Origin of the sequence: Pseudomonas sihuiensis, assembly GCF_900106015.1 — a bacterium.
In the GTDB taxonomy this organism is placed as follows: domain Bacteria; phylum Pseudomonadota; class Gammaproteobacteria; order Pseudomonadales; family Pseudomonadaceae; genus Aquipseudomonas; species Aquipseudomonas sihuiensis.
Genome location: NZ_LT629797.1, coordinates 3,201,549 through 3,220,318, shown reverse-complemented (window position 1 = coordinate 3,220,318; position 18,770 = coordinate 3,201,549). Strand labels below are relative to the sequence as shown.

The window sequence follows — 18,770 nt, the reverse complement described above, 5'->3', positions numbered from 1 at the left end:
CACCAGGGCCTTCGGGCCGGACATCCGGTGCGCGCAGCGCCCCCTACGGTCGTCGCCAACAACGAGAGCGCTCCCCGAGGAGCGCCGCCAATACCTTGCGAGGCCCCATGAAAGCCTTGATCAACGATTTCTCCCTGTCCGCGCTGGTGGCCGGTTTCATTGCCACCGTGATTTCCTACGCCGGCCCCCTGGTGATCATCTTCCAGGCGGCCGAGAGCGCGGGGATGTCGCATGCCGTGCTGTCGTCCTGGGTCTGGGCGATTTCCATTGGCAGCGCGGTGCTCGGCATCGTCCTCAGCCTGCGTTACCGGGTGCCGATCATCATCGCCTGGTCGGCACCGGGCTCGGCGCTGCTGGTGTCGTTGCTGCCGCAGATCAGCCTGAACGAAGCGGTCGGTGCCTATATCGTCGCCAGCCTGATCATCTTTCTGGTCGGCATCAGCGGTGCCTTCGATCGCATCATCAGCAAGCTGCCCGCGGCGATTGCCGCCGGCATGCTGGCCGGCATCCTGTTCAGTTTCGGCACCGGCCTGTTCGTCTCGCTGCAGAGCCGGCCGTTTCTGGTGCTGGCGATGTTCGCCACTTACCTGCTGGTCAAGCGTCTGCTGCCGCGTTACGCGGTGATGGCGGTGTTGCTGGTCGGCTGCACGATCGCCTTCGCCACGGGCGATCTGCGCCAGGAGGCGTTGGTCATCGGCCTGGCCGTACCGGTGTGGATCAGCCCCGAATTCACCCTGTCGGCGGCTCTGAATATCGCCTTGCCATTGGTGATGGTGGCGCTGACCGGGCAGTTCGTGCCAGGCATGGCGGTGTTGCGCGGGGCCGGTTACCAGACCCCGGCCAGCCCGATCATCGCCAGCAGCGCCCTGGGTTCGCTGCTGCTGGCCCCCTTCGCCTGTCACGGCCTCAACCTGGCCGCGATCACGGCGGCCATCTGCACCGGCCGCGAAGCCCACGAAGACCCTTCCAAGCGTTACGTCGCCGGCGTGGTGGGCGGTCTGGCCTATCTGCTGTTGGGGTTATTCGGCGCCACCTTGGTGTCGCTGTTCACCGCCTTTCCTAAAGAGTTGATCGCCGCCCTGGCTGGTTTGGCGCTGTTCGGCGCAATTGCTGGTGCGCTGGCGAGTGCCATGGCCGAGCCGGATGACCGCGAAGCGGCGCTGATTACCTTTCTGGTAACGGCTTCGGGCATGTCGTTTCTCGGTCTATCGGCGGCTTTTTGGGGGCTGATGTTTGGTCTCGCCGCGCACTTTTTGCTGGGTTCACGGCGCGCTAAACAGGCGCCGCGGACAGCGGCTGCCAGCGCACAGGAGGCCGTCCGCTAAGCGTTCAATTTTATTGGTTATTTTCGCCCTGCAAGGCATGCCGTGCAGGGCGAGGTAAGACCACCCGTTTGAATTGTCGCGCCTCGCTGCCGGCAAGGGTGGAAGTCTGCATCACTACAACAACTACAAAGGAGTGAAACGATGAAACAACCAACCTCTGCACTTCGTGTGCTGAGTGCACCCCTGTCTCTGGCTGTTGCCCTGGCGTTGCCCTCGACCGTTATGGCGGCCGAAGGCGGCTTTATCGAAGACAGCACTGCGACCCTCACCGCGCGTAATTACTACTTCAGCCGCGACTACTCCGACATCGTTGGGCCCAGTCAGCAATCCAAGGCCGAAGAGTGGGCGCAGGGTTTTATCCTTAACTTCAAATCCGGTTATACCCAAGGCCCTGTTGGCTTTGGCGTAGACGCTGTCGGCCTGCTCGGGATCAAACTCGACAGCAGCCCTGATCGCATCAATACCGGCTTGTTGACAGTCAACGATGACGGCCGGGCGACGGATGATTACAGCCGTTTTGGCGCGGCGCTGAAGGCCAAAGTGTCGAAGACCGAGCTAAAACTCGGTGAGCAACAACTGGTGCTGCCGATCCTTTACTTCGGTGATATCCGCCTGCTGCCGCCTACTTACCAAGGTGCCACGGTGGTCTCCAACGAGATCGACGGTTTGACCCTGCAAGCCGGTCGGTTGAACTCCACCAGTCTGCGTGATGAGGCTGGCGATGGAAAAATGGGCGCCATGGTCGGTTTCGTGCCGCGGCGTCAGGCCGGCAAGTTAGTCACCGCTGATCACTTCAATTACAGCGGTGTTGATTACGCCTTCAATGACAAACGCACTACGGTGGGTGCCTGGTACTCGCAATTAGAAGATATCTATAACCAGCGCTACTTCAGCCTTAAACACAGTGAGCCGGTAGGTGATTGGGTTTTGGGGGCCAGCCTCGGTTACTTCGATTCAAGCGAGGACGGTAAAAAGCTCATCGGTGAGCTGGACAACAAAGCGGTGTATTCCCTGCTGTCGGCCAAGTACGGCGCTAACACCTTTTACCTGGGCTACCAGGCGATGTTCGGTGACGACGGCCTGCCGCGCGTGTTCGCCAACGTCAGCCCGCTGGGTAACGAAGTGCCCACCTACACCTTTGACGCCGCTGACGAGCGTTCATGGCAGGCGCGTTATGACTACGACTTCGCCGGTTTGGGCCTGCCAGGCCTGGTGGCCGGCGTGCGCTACCTCAAGGGCGACAACGTCGATACAGGGCGCGGTTTTGAGGGGCAGGAGTGGGAGCGCGACCTGGATGTCAGCTACACGGTCCAGAACGGCTCGCTCAAGGGGCTGAACGTCAAATTGCGCAACGTCACCGCGCGTTCCAACTACCGCACCGACGTTGACGAGAATCGCCTGATTTTCAATTACACCTGGAACCTGCTTTAAGCCTCACCGACCTACCGGCCCTAGGTCGGTAGGTCGCAGCTACAACGGTAATCCTGATGGTTTTCCTTGCATGCTGCGCCGCAGAGCGCCGCTGGAGATAACAATGAAAAAGAATAACAAGATGCTTTGCTCGTTCCGCACCACCTTCACCACCAGCGCCCTGGCGCTGGCCCTGAGTGCTGCCATAAGCAGCCAAGGCCATGCTGCCGAGCCGGTGAAAATCGGTTTGCTGCTGCCCTATACCGGCACCTTCGCCGCATTGGGCGAGGCCACCACCAATGGCCTGAAACTGGCCATCGAGCAGCACGACAACAGCCTCGGCGGTCGTTCGGTGGAATATGTCACGGTCGACGACGAGTCCAACCCGGGCAAGGCGGTGCAGAACATGCAGCGTCTGGTGTCCGGTGCCAATGTCGACGTGGTGGTCGGCCCGGTGCATTCCGGTGTCGGCATGGGCGCGGTCAAGGTCGCCCGTGAAACCGGCGTGCCGCTGATCATCCCCAACGCCGGCTTCAATGCCGCCACCGGTCCGCTGTGTGCGGCGAATATCTTCCGCACCTCGTTCACCTCCTGGCAGACCGCCTACCCGATGGGCCAGGTGGCGGTGGACAAGGGTTACAGGAACATCGTCACCGTGGCCTGGCGCTATGGTTTCGGCACCGAATCGGTGGACGGTTTCAAGGAAGGTTTCGAGAAGGCCGGCGGCAAAGTCAGCAAGGAAATCTACGTGCCGTTCCCGGACGTCGAGTTCCAGTCGCAACTGACCGAAATCGCCGCGCTCAAACCCGATGCGGTGTTCGTGTTCTTCGCTGGTGGCGGTGCGGCCAAGTTCGTCCAGGATTACGCGGCGGCCGGCCTGCAGGGCAAGATCCCGCTGCTCGGCTCAGGCTTTCTCACCGAGGGCACCCTGGCCGCCCAGGGCGCGGCCGCCAGCGGTCTGCTGACCACGCTGCATTACGCAGACAGCCTGGATACCCCGCAGAACCACAAGTTCCGCGAGGACTACCGGCAGAAGTTCGGCAAGGAAGCCGACATCTACGCGGTGCAGGGTTACGACACCGGTTTGCTGCTGGCCCAGTCGCTGGCCAAGGTGGCTGGCAATACCAGGGACCGCGCGGCCTGGAATGCGGCCATGGCCGAGGCCAGGATCGACAGCCCGCGGGGCGAGTGGAGTTTCTCCAGGGCACATAACCCGGTGCAGAACGTCTACCTGCGCGAGGTGCGTGACGGCACCAATGTGGTGGTCAGTACGGCGGCCAGTGCCCTGGCCGACCCTGCGCCGGGCTGCAAGCTCTAACCCGCAGCGTTATTCCCTCGCCCTGGCCGTTAACGCTTGGCTGGTGGGGCGGGTTGCTTGAGTCGAGTTCGTTTGCCGGGGTCTGGATCCCGCGTTGCCGCACCTGGTCATGGCCGGCCATGACCCGTCGCAATGCCTTGTCCAGGCCCTCGGTTGCCAGGCTCGCCTCAGTCGACCCGTCTTGTCGTCCAGTCCTGGCCAGGGGGCGGGTCTGCCTCATTCCCGACCTTGGTACGCACGATGGAACTTTCCACGATTCTTATCCAGACCATGAACGGTCTGCAGTACGGCCTGCTGCTGTTTCTCATCGCCAGCGGCCTGACCCTGATCTTCGGCATCATGCACATCATCAACCTGGCCCACGGTGCGCTCTACATGGTGGGCGCGTACCTGATGTACTGGTTGAGCGGGCTGGTCGACAACTTCTTTCTCGCCATCCTGCTGGCGGTGCCATTGGCGGCGCTGCTGGGAGTGCTGATCGAGCGCTTTCTGATCCAGGCGTTGTACAGGCGCGAGCACCTCGACCAGGTGCTGATGACCTTCGGCCTGATCCTGGTGATCGACTCGCTGCGCAGCATCATCTGGGGCAACGACGTGCACAGCGTGGCCATCCCGGCGTTGCTCGGCGGCTCGATCCAGTTGACCGAGACCCTCGATTACCCGGTGTACCGCCTGTTCATCTCCGCCGTGTGTGCGGCCATCGCCCTGGCCATGTACCTGATCCTGCAACGCACCCGCCTGGGCATGATCATCCGCGCCGGTTCGAGCAACCGCGAGATGGTCCAGGGCCTGGGTATCAATATCCGCGTGATCTACACCCTGGTGTTCGCCGCCGGGGCGGCGCTGACCGCTTTCGCCGGGATGATCGCCGCGCCGGTGTCTTCGGTGTATCCGGGCATGGGCAACCAGATCCTGATCATCGCCTTCGTGGTGGTGGTGATCGGCGGCCTGGGGTCGATTCGCGGGGCCTTTCTCGGGGCCTTGCTGGTGGGCCTGACCGCCACCTGGGGCGCGGTGCTGGTGCCGCAATACGCCGGCATGGCGGTGTACGTGCTGATGGCCGTGGTGCTGTTGTTCAAGCCACGCGGGCTGTTCGCCTAATAACCATTTCGGGGACTTTCTTATGCACGCATTACCTCGCCCGATCCAGCTGCTGCTTGCGCTGTTGCTGCTGCTGATGGCCGCTTACCCGCTGTTCGGCGCAACTCTGGCCGGTGACAAGCACGACTTCTTCCTCCAGCAACTGACCAGCATCATGATCCTGGCCATTGTCGCCCTGGGCCTCGATCTGCTGGTCGGCGTCAGCGGCATGGTCAGCCTGGCCTCGGCGGCGTTCTTCGGCATGGCCGGTTATGCCCTGGTGCTGTTCGCCCCGGAATACGAGGCGCTGAGCATCTGGATCGCCTTGCCGGTGTGCCTGGGCCTCACCGCCCTGGCCGCGTTGCTGATGGGGGTACTGATCATCCGCACCTCGGGGATCTTCTTCATCATGGTGACCATCGCCTTTTCGCAGATGCTCTATTACCTGTTCCACGATGCGTCCTTCGCCGGTGGTTCGGACGGTGCCTACCTGTTTATGAAACCCGAGGTCGCCATCGCCGGCGTTCAACTGCTCGACCTGGAGAACCGCACCACCCTGTTCTATGTGGTGCTGGCTTCCCTCGGGCTGTTGTTCGTGCTGCTGCGCACCTTCCTGCGCGCGCCCTTCGGCCGGGTGTTGCTGGGTATCAAGGAGAACGAGCAACGGGTCCGCGCCATGGGCTACAACCCGTTGTTCTACAAGCTGGTGGCGTTCGTCATCGCCGGCACCATCGCCGGTTATGCCGGCATGCTGTCGGCCACCCAGTACGGCTTCGTCAGCCCCGGCCAACTGAGCTGGCAGATGTCGGCGCACATCCTGGTGATGGTGATTCTCGGCGGGATGGGCACCCTGTTCGGGCCGATTCTCGGTGCCTTCGCCTTCGAGGGCCTGCACCACTGGTTCGCCAGCATGACCCCGCACTGGGAACTGCCCATGGGCGTGGTGGTGATCTGCATGGTGCTGTTGCTGCCACGGGGTATCGCCGGCCTGCTGCTGCAACTGGCGCAGCGCAAGCCGGGCAAGACCAAGAAAGCGCCGCTGAGCGGTGCCATCAACGAGGAGGCCGAACGATGAGCGGATTGATTCTGGAAACCCGTGACCTGACCAAGACCTTCGGTGGCCTGACCGCCGTCAGCGCGATCAGCCTGCAAGTGGCCCCCCGCGAGATCCACGCGATCATCGGGCCCAACGGCGCGGGCAAGAGCACCATGGTCAATCTGCTCTCCGGTCACCTGCGCCCCTGCGCCGGCCAGGTGATCTTCAACGGCCGGGACATCACCGGTCTGGCCCCCAACCAGGTGTCGCACCTGGGAGTGGGGCGCAGCTTCCAGCGCACCAATATCTTTCCCAGCTTTACCTGCCTGGAAAACTGCATGCTCGCCGCGCAGTCGCGGATGAAGAACTCGTTCCGCTTCTTGCGCCGCAGCGACAGCTACCCGCTGGTGCGCGAGCGTGCGGAAAAAGCCCTGGAGGCGTGCGGCCTGAGCAGCAAGGGCCACAGCATCGCCAGCTCCATGAGCTACGGCGAGCAGCGTCAGCTGGAGATCGGCATGGTGCTGGCCACCGAACCGAGCTTCCTGCTGCTCGACGAGCCGATGGCCGGGATGGGCAAGGAGGAGTCGAGCCGGGTGGTCGAACTGCTCGCCGAGCTGTCGCGCGAATACTCGCTGGTGCTGGTCGAGCACGACATGGACGCGGTGTTCAGCATCGCCAGGACCCTGACCGTGATGGTCAACGGGCAAATGCTGGCCAGCGGTCCGCTGGATCAGGTGCGTAACGACCCTGCGGTGCAGGAAGCCTATCTGGGCGACGGCGAGGAGCAATTCTGATGAGTACGCCAACCACAACAACCCCGCTGGTCGAGGTGCGCGGCCTGCACACCTATTACGGCAACAGTCATGTGCTGCATGGCATCGACCTGCAGATCGCGCCGGGGGAAACCCTGGCCCTGCTCGGGCGCAACGGCGTGGGCAAGAGCACCACCATCCGCTCGCTGCTCGGCCTGACCCCGGCGCGCAGTGGCGAGGTGCGGATCAGGGGCGAAGACCTCACCGGCAGCGCCGCGCACAAGGTGATCCGCCGTGGCATCGGCTATGTGCCGGAAGGCCGGGGCATGTTCCCCAACCTGACGGTGCGCGAAAGCCTGGTGATGGCTGCCCGAGCCGGACTCGACGGTCGCCGCGACTGGGATCTGCAGCGGGTACTGGAAACCTTCCCGCGCCTGGGCGAGCGCTTCGCTCACCTCACCGGAAACCTCTCCGGCGGTGAGCAGCAGATGGTCGCCATCGGCCGCGCACTGATGACCAACCCCGAGCTGATGATTCTCGACGAAGCCACCGAAGGCCTGGCCCCGCTGATCCGCAAGGAAATCTGGGCGGTGATCCGCCTGATCAAGGCCAGCGGCATCGCCACCCTGGTGGTCGACAAGAACGTCAACGTGCTGCTCGACCTGACTGACCGCAGCATGATCATGGTCAAGGGGCGGGTGATGTATGACGGCCCCAGCCAGGCGTTAAAGGGCCAGCCCGAGATCCTCCAGGCCCATATCGGCCTGTAACACTCACCCCGCGCCGCACGCGGGTAGCAGCCGAGCACAGGCCCCTGTGCTCGGCTTTCTTGCATGTGTAACTAAGTAGAGAAGATATGGATAATTTTCGCCCGGACAGCGCTCCCCGCAACTGGAAAAAACCGCTGGCCAGTCTGTTGTTGATAGGCAATGTGCTGGGGACTGTCGTATTAGGTGTTTTCGGCAGTGGCAGTTGGGAGCCAGGCTTTGCGTTGCTGCTGGTGGTGCCCGCGTTACTGGCGGGTTTCCTCTATTCGACCCAGCCGCCTCGGGTCATTGAGCGTGTGCTGCAAAACTGCGATTGGTCACAGCCGCCTTCGCCCGAGGAGACTGCGTTGGCGGTGGTGCCTGCCGCTGTGGTGGATACCACGCCTCAGTTTATGCTTGACCCGGCGCTGAGCCAGCATCAACACGAACTGCTTAACGCCATCGAGCAGAGTCAGGCCGACATGCAGTTTGCTACCGAACTGGCGCAGCAGTCCGGCCAGAAGGTGACTAGCAGCGCCGAGAGCATTCAAGCGGCCAGTCAGTCGATCAGCGAGCTGGCCGATTATCTGCAGCGCACGGGGGAGGTGTTCAACACCCTAGGTGAGCAATCTCAGCGCATTGGGGCGATTGTCAGTAGCATTCAGGATATTGCCCGGCAGACCAACTTGTTGGCGCTTAATGCGGCCATTGAGGCCGCGCGTGCTGGCGAAAACGGCCGAGGCTTTGCCGTGGTGGCCGACGAGGTGCGCAACTTGGCTGTGCGTGCCAACGATTCCAGCGAACAGATCCGCCAGATCGCCGGCAACCTGCAGCGTTCGGCCGACGAGGCGCGGCTTGGCATGCAGCATGCCACCGACTCTACGCGCCACGGTCTGGACACCACCAGCGCTGCCCTGCAGGCCATGGCCGAAATGCGCGCAGGGGCCAAGGCGCGCCAGGAAATCGTACTGCGCATCGTCGCCCAGCTCGTCGGCCAGCGTGAACGCATCCTGCAGATGCAGGCGCTGTGTGCGGCAGCAGAAGCGGCAGACTGAACGTCTAGATTTGTTCGATTATCGAACAGTAAGTCGATTATCGGATTGTTTGCGTGTCGGTCCGCGGGTACTTTTTCTCTACCCGGCGTGTTGCTACGTCCCGATAACAACCGAGATCACCATGGCTGAAATTATTTCCCTGCATGACGCGGTTAAACGCTTCGTCAACGACGGCGATACCATCGCCCTCGAAGGCTTTACCCACTTGATTCCGACTGCGGCGTCGCACGAGATCATTCGTCAGAACAAGAAAGACCTGACGTTGGTGCGCATGACGCCCGACCTTGTGTATGACCTGCTGATCGGTGCCGGTTGTGCGAAAAAGCTGATTTTTTCCTGGGGTGGGAACCCCGGTGTGGGCTCGCTGCATCGCCTGCGCGACGCGGTCGAGAAGGGCTGGCCGCACCCGCTGGCCATCAGCGAGCATAGCCACGCGGCGATGGCCAATGCCTATGTCGCCGGGGCCTCGAATCTGCCGTTTGCGGTGCTACGTGGCTACCAAGGCTCGGACTTGGTCAAGGTCAATCCAGACATCAAATTTATCGCGTGCCCTTATACCGGCGAGCAGCTGGCCACTGTGCCGAGCGTGCGCCCGGATGTGACCATCATCCACGCGCAGAAAGCCGACCGCGCCGGCAACGTGCTGATCCAGGGCATTCTCGGGGTGCAGAAAGAGGCAGCCTTGGCGGCCCAGCGTTGCATCGTTACCGTCGAAGAAATCGTTGATGACCTGCAAGCACCGATGAACGCCTGCGTATTGCCGAGCTGGGCGCTAACCGCCGTGTGCGTCGTGCCGGGTGGTGCGCATCCGTCTTATGCCCACGGTTACTACGAACGCGACAACCGCTTTTACCAAGCGTGGGACCCCATCGCGCGCGACCGCGAAACCTTTACCGCCTGGATCGATACCTACATCCGTGGCACTGAAGATTTTCTGCAGTTCCAGGCGAAATTGAACGCGGAGGCCAAGTGATGAGCGACTTCAACACCAATGAAATGATGACCGTGGCGGCTGCGCGCAACCTGGGCAACGGCAGCGTCTGCTTCGTCGGCATCGGCTTGCCATCCAAGGCGGCCAACCTGGCGCGCCTGACCCACGCCCCTGAAGTGGTGCTGATTTACGAGTCCGGCCCCATCGGTGCCAAACCGACCGTGCTGCCACTGTCCATCGGTGACGGCGAGCTGGCCGAAACCGCTGACACCGTAGTGCCGACTGGTGAGATTTTCCGTTACTGGCTGCAGGGCGGGCGCATCGACGTCGGCTTCCTCGGCGCGGCCCAGGTCGACAAGTTCGGCAATATCAACACCACGGTGATCGGTGACTACCACAACCCCAAGGTGCGCCTGCCCGGCGCCGGCGGCGCGCCGGAGATCGCTGGCAGCGCCAAGGAAGTGCTGATCATCCTCAAGCAGTCGCACCGCACCTTCGTCGACAAGCTGGCCTTCATCACCTCGGTCGGCTTCGGCGAGGGCGGCGACCACCGCCAGCAGCTCGGCCTGCCCGGCAAGGGCCCGGTGGGCATCATCACTGACCTGTGCATCATGGAACCGGAAGCGGGCAGCAACGAATTCATCGTTACCTCGATGCACCCGGGCGTGACCCGCGAGCAGGTGATCGAGAATACCGGCTGGGCCATCCGCTTTGCCGACAATCTGGCCGTGACCGAGGCGCCGAACGACAGCGAGTTGGAAGCGCTGCGCGCCCTGGAAACGCGCACCGCCGCCGCCCATGGCCAGGCCGGGGGTGAGGAATGAGCCGCGACGTATTCATCTGCGACGCCGTGCGCACGCCGATTGGTCGCCTCAATGGCGCGCTGTCGGCGGTGCGCGCCGACGACTTGGCGGCGATTCCGCTCAAGGCGCTCATCGAGCGTAACCCGCAGGTCGACTGGTCGGCAGTCGATGAAGTGTTCATGGGCTGCGCCAACCAGTCCGGCGAGGACAACCGCAACGTGGCGCGCATGGCGCTGCTGCTCGCCGGTCTGCCGGAAACGGTGCCGGGGGTGACCCTCAACCGCCTGTGCGCTTCGGGCATGGAGGCGGTCGGTGCCGCCTTCCGCGCCATCGCCTCGGGCGAGATGGAGCTGGCCATCGCTGCTGGCGTCGAGTCGATGACCCGTGCGCCTTACGTGATGGGCAAGGCCGACAGCGCCTTTGGCCGCGGCCAGAAGCTGGAAGACACCACCCTGGGCTGGCGCTTCGTCAACCCGTTGATGAAAGAACAGTACGGCGTCGATCCGATGCCGGTCACCGGTGACAACGTCGCCGAGGATTACGGCGTCAGCCGCGCCGACCAGGACGCCTTCGGCCTGCGTAGCCAGCAGCGTGCGGCGGCCGCTCAGGAGAGTGGTTACTACGCCGAGGAAATCGTCCCGGTAGTGATCAAGACCAAGAAGGGCGAGATCGTCGTCGACCGTGACGAGCACCCGCGTGCCGACACCACCGCCGAAGGCCTGGCCAAGCTCAAGCCGGTCAATGGCGAAGGCAAGACCGTCACCGCCGGCAACGCCTCGGGCCTCAATGACGGCGCCTCGGCGATGATCCTGGCCTCTGCCGAAGCCGTTCAGAAGTACGGCCTCAAGCCGCGCGCCAAGGTGCTGGGTATGGCCAGCGGCGGCGTGGCGCCACGCATCATGGGCGTCGGCCCGGTACCGGCGGTGCGCAAGCTGCTGGCGCGGCTGAACCTGAGCATCGAGCAGTTCGACGTGATCGAGCTGAATGAAGCCTTCGCCGCCCAGGGCCTGGCCGTCACCCGCGACCTCGGCCTGCCGGACGATAGCGCCAAGGTCAACCCGAATGGCGGCGCCATCGCCCTCGGCCACCCGCTGGGCATGAGCGGCAATCGCCTGGTGCTCACCGCCGTTCACCACCTGGAGAAGACCGGCGGCAAGCTCGGTCTGGCGACCATGTGCGTGGGCGTGGGCCAGGGTTTGGCGCTGGCCATCGAGCGGGTGTGAATGACATCTGTAGGGTGGGCTTTAGCCCACCATGTCCATAGTGCGTGAAGGGATGGTGATTCGCTTCAGTCCACCATGACGCCCCCGGTGGGCTGAAGCCCACCCTACGCACTGTGCGCTGTCATCATGGGGGGCTAAAACGGATCGCCGCCCGGCCCACCCTACGCCCGGTCATCGGGCTGGTGTGAACCTTGTGGGAGGCGCTTCAGCGGCGACGCCTTTAAGCCGTCGCGGCTAAAGCCCCTCCCACGGTGCCGTGCGCGGCGCCGCCGGTTGATGCCACACTAGCCGTACATTTTTCCCAGGAGCGTTTCGCTCGTGAGCAACCAACTCTTCGATGCCTACTTCACCGCCCCGGCCATGCGCGCGATCTTCTGCGATGCCGGCCGGGTGCAGGGCATGCTCGACTTCGAGGCCGCGCTGGCGCGGGCCGAGGCACATGCGGGGCTGATCCCCGCCGAGGCCGTGGCGCCCATCGAGGCCGCCTGTAAAGCTGAGCTCTACGATTACCCGGCGCTGGCCCAGGCCATCGCCACGGCGGGTAATTCCGCCATTCCGCTGGTCAAGGCACTGGGCAAGCGCATCGCTGCGGCAAGCCCCGAGGCCGAGCGCTTCGTGCACCTCGGCGCCACCAGCCAGGACGCCATGGACAGCGGCCTGGTACTGCAACTGCGCGCCGCCATCGAGCTGATCGAAAGCGACCTCGCCACCCTGGCCGATGCCCTGGCGGCGCAGGCCGAGCGCCATGCCGACACGCCGCTGGCCGGACGCACCTGGCTGCAGCAGGCCACTCCGGTGACCCTGGGCATGAAGCTGGCCGGCGTGCTGGGCGCCGTCACCCGCCATCGTCAGCGCCTGAGTGAACTCAAGCCGCGCCTGTTGTGCCTGCAGTTCGGCGGCGCCTCCGGCAGCCTGGCGGCGCTCGGCGCGCAGGCCTGGCCGGTGGCCGAGGCGCTGGCCGCCGAGCTGCACCTGCACCTGCCCGAGCAGCCCTGGCACACCCAGCGCGACCGCCTGGTGGAGTTCGCCAGCCTGCTCGGGCTGATCGCCGGCAGCCTGGGCAAGCTTGGCCGCGACCTCAGCCTGCTGATGCAGACCGAAGCCGGCGAAGTCTTCGAACCCTCGGCGCCGGGCAAGGGCGGCTCGTCGACCATGCCGCACAAGCGCAACCCGGTCGGCGCCGCGGTGCTGATTGGCGCCGCCACCCGCGCGCCGGGCCTGGTGGCGACGATGTTCGCCGCCATGCCGCAGGAGCACGAGCGCAGCCTCGGCCTGTGGCACGCCGAGTGGGAAACCCTGCCGGAGCTCTGCTGCCTGGTCTCCGGCGCGCTGCAGCAGGCGCTCCTGGTGGTGCCGGGGCTGGAGGTGGATGCCGCGCGTATGCGCGCCAATCTTGAGCTGACCCAGGGGCTGGTGCTGGCCGAGGCGGTGAGCATCGCCCTGGCGCAGAAGATCGGTCGCGATGCTGCCCATCACCTGATCGAACAGTGCTGCAAACAGGCCGTGCGCGAGGGCGTTCACCTGCGCGCCGTGCTCGGCGCCAACGCTGAGGTCAGCACACAACTTTCTGCTGCCGAGCTTGATCGTCTGCTCGATGCGGCGCATTACCTGGGCCAGGCTCGCCGTTGGGTCGAGCGGGCCGTTGCCGAACACAACCAATTGTCGCGTTAGGAGTCATTCATGCCTGCCGTACGTCTCGCTGATGGCGATTTGAACTACCTGCTCGAAGGGCCGGCCGGTGCGCCGGTGCTGGTGCTGTCCAACTCGCTGGGCACCGACCTGCACATGTGGGACGTGCAGATCGCGGCCTTCACCCAGCACTTCCAGGTGCTGCGTTACGACACCCGTGGTCATGGCGCTTCGCTGGTGACCGAAGGCCCGTACAGCATCGAACAGAACGGCCGCGACGTGCTGGCCCTGCTCGATGCGCTGGGCATCGCCAAGGCGCATTTCTGTGGGTTGTCCATGGGCGGCCTGATCGGCCAGTGGCTGGCGCTCAACGCGCCCGAGCGCATCGCGCGCCTGGTGCTGTGCAACACCGCCGCCAAGATCGGCGCGCCGGAGGTGTGGAACCCGCGTATCGACACTGTGCTGGCCGGCGGCGCGCAGGCCATGCGCGATCTGCGCGACGCCTCGATCTCGCGCTGGTTCACCGCCGGCTTCGCCGCGGCGCAGCCGCAGCAGGTCGAGCCCATCGTCGGCATGCTGGCGCAGACCTCGCCGCAGGGCTACGCCGCCAACTGCGCGGCGGTGCGCGATGCCGATTTCCGTGAGCAGCTCGGCGCGATCCGCGCGCCGACCCTGATCCTCTGCGGCAGTGGCGACCCGGTCACCACCACCGAGCACGGCCGCTTTATGCAGCAGCGGATCGAGGGGGCGAAGCTGGTGGAGTTCCATGCCGCGCACCTGTCCAACGTCGAGGCCGGCGTGGCCTTTACCCAGGCGCTGCTGGATTTCCTAACCAGCTGATCGCCGCTTTTCTGTAGGAGCGAGCTCTGCTCGCGAACAGCGCAAGAGCTTCGCGAGCAGAGCTCGCTCCTACGCCCCTATTCGAGGATTGATCGATGGACGAAAAACAACGCTACGAAGCCGGCATGCAGGTGCGCCGCGCGGTGCTCGGCGATGCCCATGTCGACCGCAGCCTGGACAAGCTCACGCCGTTCAACAGCGAGTTCCAGGAGATGATCACCCGTCACGCCTGGGGCGATATCTGGACGCGTCCCGGCCTGCCACGTCATACCCGCAGCCTGATCACCATCGCCATGCTGATCGGCATGAACCGCGAGGGCGAACTGAAACTGCACCTGCGCGCCGCGAAGAACAATGGTGTGACCCGCGACGAGATCAAGGAAGTGCTCATGCAGAGCGCCATCTACTGCGGCATCCCGGCGGCCAATGCCACCTTCCACCTGGCCGAGGAAGTCTGGGACGAATTGGGCGTGGAATCGCTGGAAGACTGATTCGTACGAGCGATACAGCGCTGCCCGGACCACGCATCCGGGCGGCGCTTTTTTAGGTTCTTCGCGGACTCTGGGGGAAGAGCGAGTTGACAGACAGGGAAGTGGGTAAATTGGCAGTCGCCAAACACACCAACACCCACACTCTGCTGTCGCCGTGCATCCTATTGATCTTGCCGCTTTCTGGCCAGGCTACGAAGTCGTCGCCTCTCGCTCCGTTGCTGAAAACACCCTGCTGATTGAGCTGGAACCCCAGGCCGCACGACTGCCCCGGTGCGGACGCTGTCAGCAGCCCAGTCCATTGATTCATGAGCGGCGTCTGCGCCAAGTGCGTGATCGTGATCTGTTGGATCAGCGCGTGTTGCTCCAACTGCCCGTACGTCGCGTTGACTGCCTGCGCTGTGGCCGAGTGACCGAGCGGATCGACTGGCTTGAGCCGTCCTCTCGCCTGACTCAGCGTTTACGGGTCTGGCTCGAGGGCTTGCTGCGGATATTGCCCATCAGCCACGTCAGCCAACTCACTGGATTGCACTGGCACACCCTCAAGACACTCGACAAACGCCGCCTGGAGGCCGAGGTGGGGGATTTCGAGCCAGGCACTGTACGTCGCCTGGTGATGGATGAGTTCGCTCTACACAAAGGCCATCGCTATGCCACGGTGATCATGGACGCCGAGCGAACGCGGGTACTGTGGGTCGGTCACGGCAATAGCCGTGAGGCCATTCGTCCGTTCTTCGAATTGCTCGGTGAGCGCTGCCAGCAAATCGAGGCGGTTGCCATGGACATGAACACCGCCTTCGATCTGGAGGTAAAGCAGCATTGCCCTCAAGCCGAAGTGGTGTACGACCTGTTCCATGTGGTGGCGCGCTACGGGCGTGAGGTGATTGACCGCATCCGCGTCGACCAGGCCAACCTGTTGCGCGATGACAAACCGGCACGCAAGGTGGTCAAGCGCAGCCGCTGGCTGCTACTGCGCAATGCAGAAAACCTCAAGGACAGCCAAGCCGTTCAGCTACAGGAGTTGCTTGCTGCCAACCAGCCATTGGCCACGGTTTATGTGCTCAAGGACGCGCTGAAGGAAGTTTGGTACGCCCCGAGCGTATGGGAGGGCTGGCAACGCTGGCGGGCCTGGCTACGGCAGGCCCGTGACAGCGGTTTGGCACCGCTACAGCGCTTCGCCAAAAACCTTAGACGCTATATTCGCGGCATCCTCGCCAGCGCCAATTTCCCTATGCATACCAGCCTGTTGGAGGGTGTGAACAACCGTATCAAGGTGATCAAGCGCATGGCCTATGGCTTCCGGGACTCAGACTACTTCTTCCTGAAAATCAAGGCCGCCTTCCCCGGGAAAGCGCGATGAACCTAAAAAAGCCGGCTTGTGGCCGGTGTTCTTATTAAATATGTTATTGATTTTAAAGTACTTTATTTTTGCTTTTCGTATTGACCCACACTTTGACCCACACTGATGCAGGTTGCTGCCCTGGGAAGCTGATCTCAGATGTTCCTAGGGCTCATCATTTCATGCTTCGCTACGACGGCCCTGATTGCCTCCTGGATCTCGCGCATTCGCTTCTCGGCAATCCTGTTAGCTTCGGACTCCTGCTCAGCCGAAAGTTCAGGGGTCTGCTCGTTGAGGTATACCTGCCAGCCAGCCAGTCGTCTCAGGTTGGCGTCCAGGTGCTTGGTAGTCACTTCGAGCCTGATCTTGTTCAGCTCCTGCGCAAGCTTGCTTGAGTTGCGGGTGATTGTTTTCTCCAGGGCCTCGCGTCGCTTTCCCTCTTTCTGATCTTGGCTCGACTGCAGGGCGCCTGCGATCAGGCTTTCGATGATCGCTGTTTCGGTGGTGTCAGCATTTTTTGCAAGGATTTTTAGCTTGTCCTTGGTGTTGAGAGGCAGGGTGAACGAGCACGTCTTTCGACCGCCTTCTGCTTGCCGATAGCGCCGCTGTCTGATGGCGTTTCTCAGTCGTTCAATGAGCTTCACGCCTGCTACATCTGACTCCAGGGTGCGGATCGAGTCGCCAAAGGTGATGAAAACCATGGCGGGCGACGGGTCGGGCTTAGGCTCAAGTTCATCAGGCCATCGATTCAGCAGGTAGTTTGCAGCCCACACTGTCTCCTCACGATCGAGCTTCTTTAGCCAGCCCGGCTTATTCCCGGTCGTCTCCATCCAATTTTCTCCTGTTGCTGAGCGGTGCCGCTGCGCGGTGGATGCTCAGCTAATTGCGTGGTGTTAACAGCGATGTTAACTGCCTTGTTAGCGGATGTTAATAATGAGCTGTTAACGTATCCGTTACATGAATTGTGGATACTGATTCTATAGGTATAAAATCACTTCAAATCTGTGTTTTATCTGGGCTTATTTGCGCATGATAGCTCTGTCATCACTAATAGATGTTAATGCTGAATCAAGATTTTTTCTTCAGGCTTTGATGCTCAGAAAGCCTGACTGGCTGGGTGCGCCTTATGAGATCAAGTCGGTAGCGAAGGAGCTCTGCTTGACGGAGAGGTTCGCTAGAGATGCGTCGAGGGAGCTGATCAGGGCTGGGCTTCTGATAGAAAATAAGCAGCACGGTGGTCTTGGGCGCCCAGGTGTCGGTTACGTAGCCTCGGAGTACGTACGCAGAGTGCTTTGCGAAGTGGACAGAGATCTTGCCCACCACGAGCTCATCGTTCGCCTTTTTCTTGAGCCGAATATCTATGCGACTGGGCTGGAGGCCACGTCGACATCGATAGCTCAGAAGGAAAAATCATCCCGTCCAGCTATCCGCAAAGATGGTCGGCCTGCCGCCCCGGGGGCTAAGGGACGGCTGGGCGCTGCAAGTCGTGTTTTATTGGCGGCTCTTCTTAGCGAGGCCGATAAGTGCGGTGTAGTGGCGGAGCTTAGCGGGCGCAAGCTGAGGGAAATGACGGGGCTCGATTCCTCGTCGATCAAGCACCAATTGAATCGTCTGTTGAGCTTGGGTTTTCTTCGAAGCTATGTGCCGGGGGTGTCGAATGGGGTCTTGGTCGGCTCGAAGACTATGAGCATCTACTACCTGAACCTCGACCACCCCCAGCTCCCAGTGAGGCAGGGGAAGCAGGAGCGGGGCTTGGTGGTGTATGCAGTTAAAGGGCCGCAAAAGTACGACCTGGTCGAAGCTGCGCTGCCTTCAACGGTGCAGCTAGCAGGGGTGGATAATCAAGTTAAAGAGATGCTTTATCACAGGCTGGCAAGTCATGCGTCACAGCTGCTGACGGCTCTCTGGTCTGACCCTGAGTGCGATATTGCCGATCTGAAGGCTGCAGGCTTCGAAAGCGTTGGCGGTAAGTCAATCGAGCCACTGACGGTTAGCCCCGAACCGAGCGAGCCTGACCGATGGAGTGACTTCAAGGAAAGCTTGCATGCTGAGGCGTGTCGATGGGCCGAAAGCATCTACAAAGGGCTGCGCCGTATGAACGTATGGCCAGAATACAGCCCACAGCTGGTGAGGCTCATACCTGCACCTGACGCAGGGGATGGCTGGAGCGTCGTGTCGCTGATTGTCTATCCAGCGCCCAAGGCCAGTAATACATGCCTTTGGGTATGGGACGTGCGCGGAGGGAGGTCTGACCCGTATGTGGGAGAGGAGGCGTTAGGTTTGGAGCTGCGCTACAGGCTGGCGCTCTTGACCAAGACCAAGGTGCCCTAGGCCAAGCTAGGGCAGGTGATTTTTTACTGCCCCTGCAGATCCTCTGAGCCACAGAGGAGCCTGCTCATGCGAATCATCCGTCTGAAAGAAGTCATCGACTCGACCGGCCTGTCTCGGTCGACCCTGTACAAGTACATCTCGGAAGGCACCTTCCCGAAACCGGTATCGCTGGGCGACCGCTGCGTCGGCTGGGTCGATAGCGAGGTGCACGATTGGATCCTGGCTCGGATCGAGGAGCGTGACCAAGCCGAGGGTGCCGCTACGCGCCCGATTGGCCATCTGAGTATGGCCAGCTAGAACCGCCACCTGCGCCATGATCGGCTTCGGCTGGTCATGGCGCTTATGCCGACTCGAACAGCTTTGGGCTCTCAGCTAACTCTCCCAAAGCTCAATGCGGCAAATCTCTCGACAGGCTTGGCAATGTTGCTCTCCATTGCCCGGCCTGCTCGGGAGGGTCGGCTCTG

Annotated in this window: 17 protein-coding genes and 1 pseudogene; 17 read left to right on the top strand and 1 reads right to left on the bottom strand. The window is 62.5% G+C overall.

Going from position 1 to position 18,770, the window contains the following annotated elements; translation table 11 throughout:
* Positions 1 to 107: 107 nt before the first annotated feature.
* From BLT86_RS15210 to BLT86_RS15135, 15 genes and pseudogenes are all read left to right on the top strand, one after another.
* A complete protein-coding gene (locus BLT86_RS15210; protein ID WP_092377835.1) occupies positions 108 to 1,325 on the top strand; it encodes a benzoate/H(+) symporter BenE family transporter in 1,218 nt (405 codons plus the stop codon).
* A gap of 141 nt (positions 1,326 to 1,466) precedes the next feature.
* Positions 1,467 to 2,756, top strand: a complete 1,290-nt coding sequence (locus BLT86_RS15205; RefSeq protein WP_092377833.1) for an OprD family porin — start codon at positions 1,467 to 1,469, stop codon at positions 2,754 to 2,756.
* 103 nt (positions 2,757 to 2,859) lie between these two features.
* Positions 2,860 to 4,053 carry an ABC transporter substrate-binding protein gene (locus BLT86_RS15200; protein WP_092377830.1) on the top strand — a complete coding sequence of 398 codons (1,194 nt, stop codon included), beginning with the start codon at positions 2,860 to 2,862 and terminating at the stop codon, positions 4,051 to 4,053.
* 240 nt (positions 4,054 to 4,293) lie between these two features.
* Positions 4,294 to 5,154: a branched-chain amino acid ABC transporter permease gene (locus BLT86_RS15195; RefSeq protein ID WP_026088448.1), complete on the top strand. Its 861-nt coding sequence runs from the start codon at positions 4,294 to 4,296 to the stop codon at positions 5,152 to 5,154.
* 22 nt (positions 5,155 to 5,176) lie between these two features.
* Entirely contained in the window at positions 5,177 to 6,208 is a 1,032-nt protein-coding gene (locus tag BLT86_RS15190; protein WP_017675546.1) for a branched-chain amino acid ABC transporter permease, read from the top strand.
* Positions 6,205 to 6,963, top strand: a complete 759-nt coding sequence (locus BLT86_RS15185; protein ID WP_017675545.1) for an ABC transporter ATP-binding protein — start codon at positions 6,205 to 6,207, stop codon at positions 6,961 to 6,963. Before BLT86_RS15190 ends, BLT86_RS15185 begins: the two co-directional genes overlap by 4 nt.
* Entirely contained in the window at positions 6,963 to 7,691 is a 729-nt protein-coding gene (locus BLT86_RS15180) for an ABC transporter ATP-binding protein (protein WP_017675544.1), read from the top strand. Before BLT86_RS15185 ends, BLT86_RS15180 begins: the two co-directional genes overlap by 1 nt.
* Positions 7,692 to 8,326: 635 nt before the next feature.
* Positions 8,327 to 8,722, top strand: a pseudogene (locus BLT86_RS26455) (methyl-accepting chemotaxis protein); the annotation flags it as partial.
* A 121-nt stretch (positions 8,723 to 8,843) separates the two neighbouring features.
* Positions 8,844 to 9,695 (top strand): CoA transferase subunit A, encoded by an 852-nt coding sequence (locus BLT86_RS15170; protein ID WP_017675542.1) that lies wholly within the window; start codon positions 8,844 to 8,846, stop codon positions 9,693 to 9,695.
* Entirely contained in the window at positions 9,695 to 10,477 is a 783-nt protein-coding gene (locus BLT86_RS15165) for a CoA-transferase subunit beta (protein WP_092377827.1), read from the top strand. Before BLT86_RS15170 ends, BLT86_RS15165 begins: the two co-directional genes overlap by 1 nt.
* Entirely contained in the window at positions 10,474 to 11,679 is a 1,206-nt protein-coding gene (pcaF, locus tag BLT86_RS15160) for a 3-oxoadipyl-CoA thiolase (protein ID WP_017675540.1), read from the top strand. Before BLT86_RS15165 ends, pcaF begins: the two co-directional genes overlap by 4 nt.
* A gap of 318 nt (positions 11,680 to 11,997) precedes the next feature.
* Positions 11,998 to 13,350 carry a 3-carboxy-cis,cis-muconate cycloisomerase gene (locus BLT86_RS15155; RefSeq protein WP_092377824.1) on the top strand — a complete coding sequence of 451 codons (1,353 nt, stop codon included), beginning with the start codon at positions 11,998 to 12,000 and terminating at the stop codon, positions 13,348 to 13,350.
* Between the two features lie 9 nt (positions 13,351 to 13,359).
* Positions 13,360 to 14,148, top strand: a complete 789-nt coding sequence (gene pcaD, locus BLT86_RS15150) for a 3-oxoadipate enol-lactonase (protein ID WP_092377821.1) — start codon at positions 13,360 to 13,362, stop codon at positions 14,146 to 14,148.
* Positions 14,149 to 14,243: 95 nt separating this feature from the next.
* Positions 14,244 to 14,639, top strand: coding sequence for a 4-carboxymuconolactone decarboxylase (gene pcaC, locus BLT86_RS15145; RefSeq protein ID WP_075749903.1), 396 nt, complete (start codon positions 14,244 to 14,246; stop codon positions 14,637 to 14,639).
* A gap of 154 nt (positions 14,640 to 14,793) precedes the next feature.
* A complete protein-coding gene (locus BLT86_RS15135; protein ID WP_026088446.1) occupies positions 14,794 to 15,996 on the top strand; it encodes an ISL3 family transposase in 1,203 nt (400 codons plus the stop codon).
* Between the two features lie 134 nt (positions 15,997 to 16,130).
* Here BLT86_RS15135 and BLT86_RS15130 read toward each other — a convergent pair whose 3' ends face one another.
* Positions 16,131 to 16,805 carry a hypothetical protein gene (locus BLT86_RS15130; protein ID WP_058164142.1) on the bottom strand — a complete coding sequence of 225 codons (675 nt, stop codon included), beginning with the start codon at positions 16,803 to 16,805 and terminating at the stop codon, positions 16,131 to 16,133.
* A gap of 469 nt (positions 16,806 to 17,274) precedes the next feature.
* On the opposite strand from BLT86_RS15130, the gene BLT86_RS15125 reads away from it, so the two are divergent.
* Positions 17,275 to 18,306 (top strand): hypothetical protein, encoded by a 1,032-nt coding sequence (locus BLT86_RS15125; RefSeq protein ID WP_197676067.1) that lies wholly within the window; start codon positions 17,275 to 17,277, stop codon positions 18,304 to 18,306.
* 66 nt (positions 18,307 to 18,372) lie between these two features.
* Positions 18,373 to 18,603 carry a helix-turn-helix transcriptional regulator gene (locus tag BLT86_RS15120; protein ID WP_058164140.1) on the top strand — a complete coding sequence of 77 codons (231 nt, stop codon included), beginning with the start codon at positions 18,373 to 18,375 and terminating at the stop codon, positions 18,601 to 18,603.
* The last annotated feature ends 167 nt before the right edge of the window (positions 18,604 to 18,770 follow it).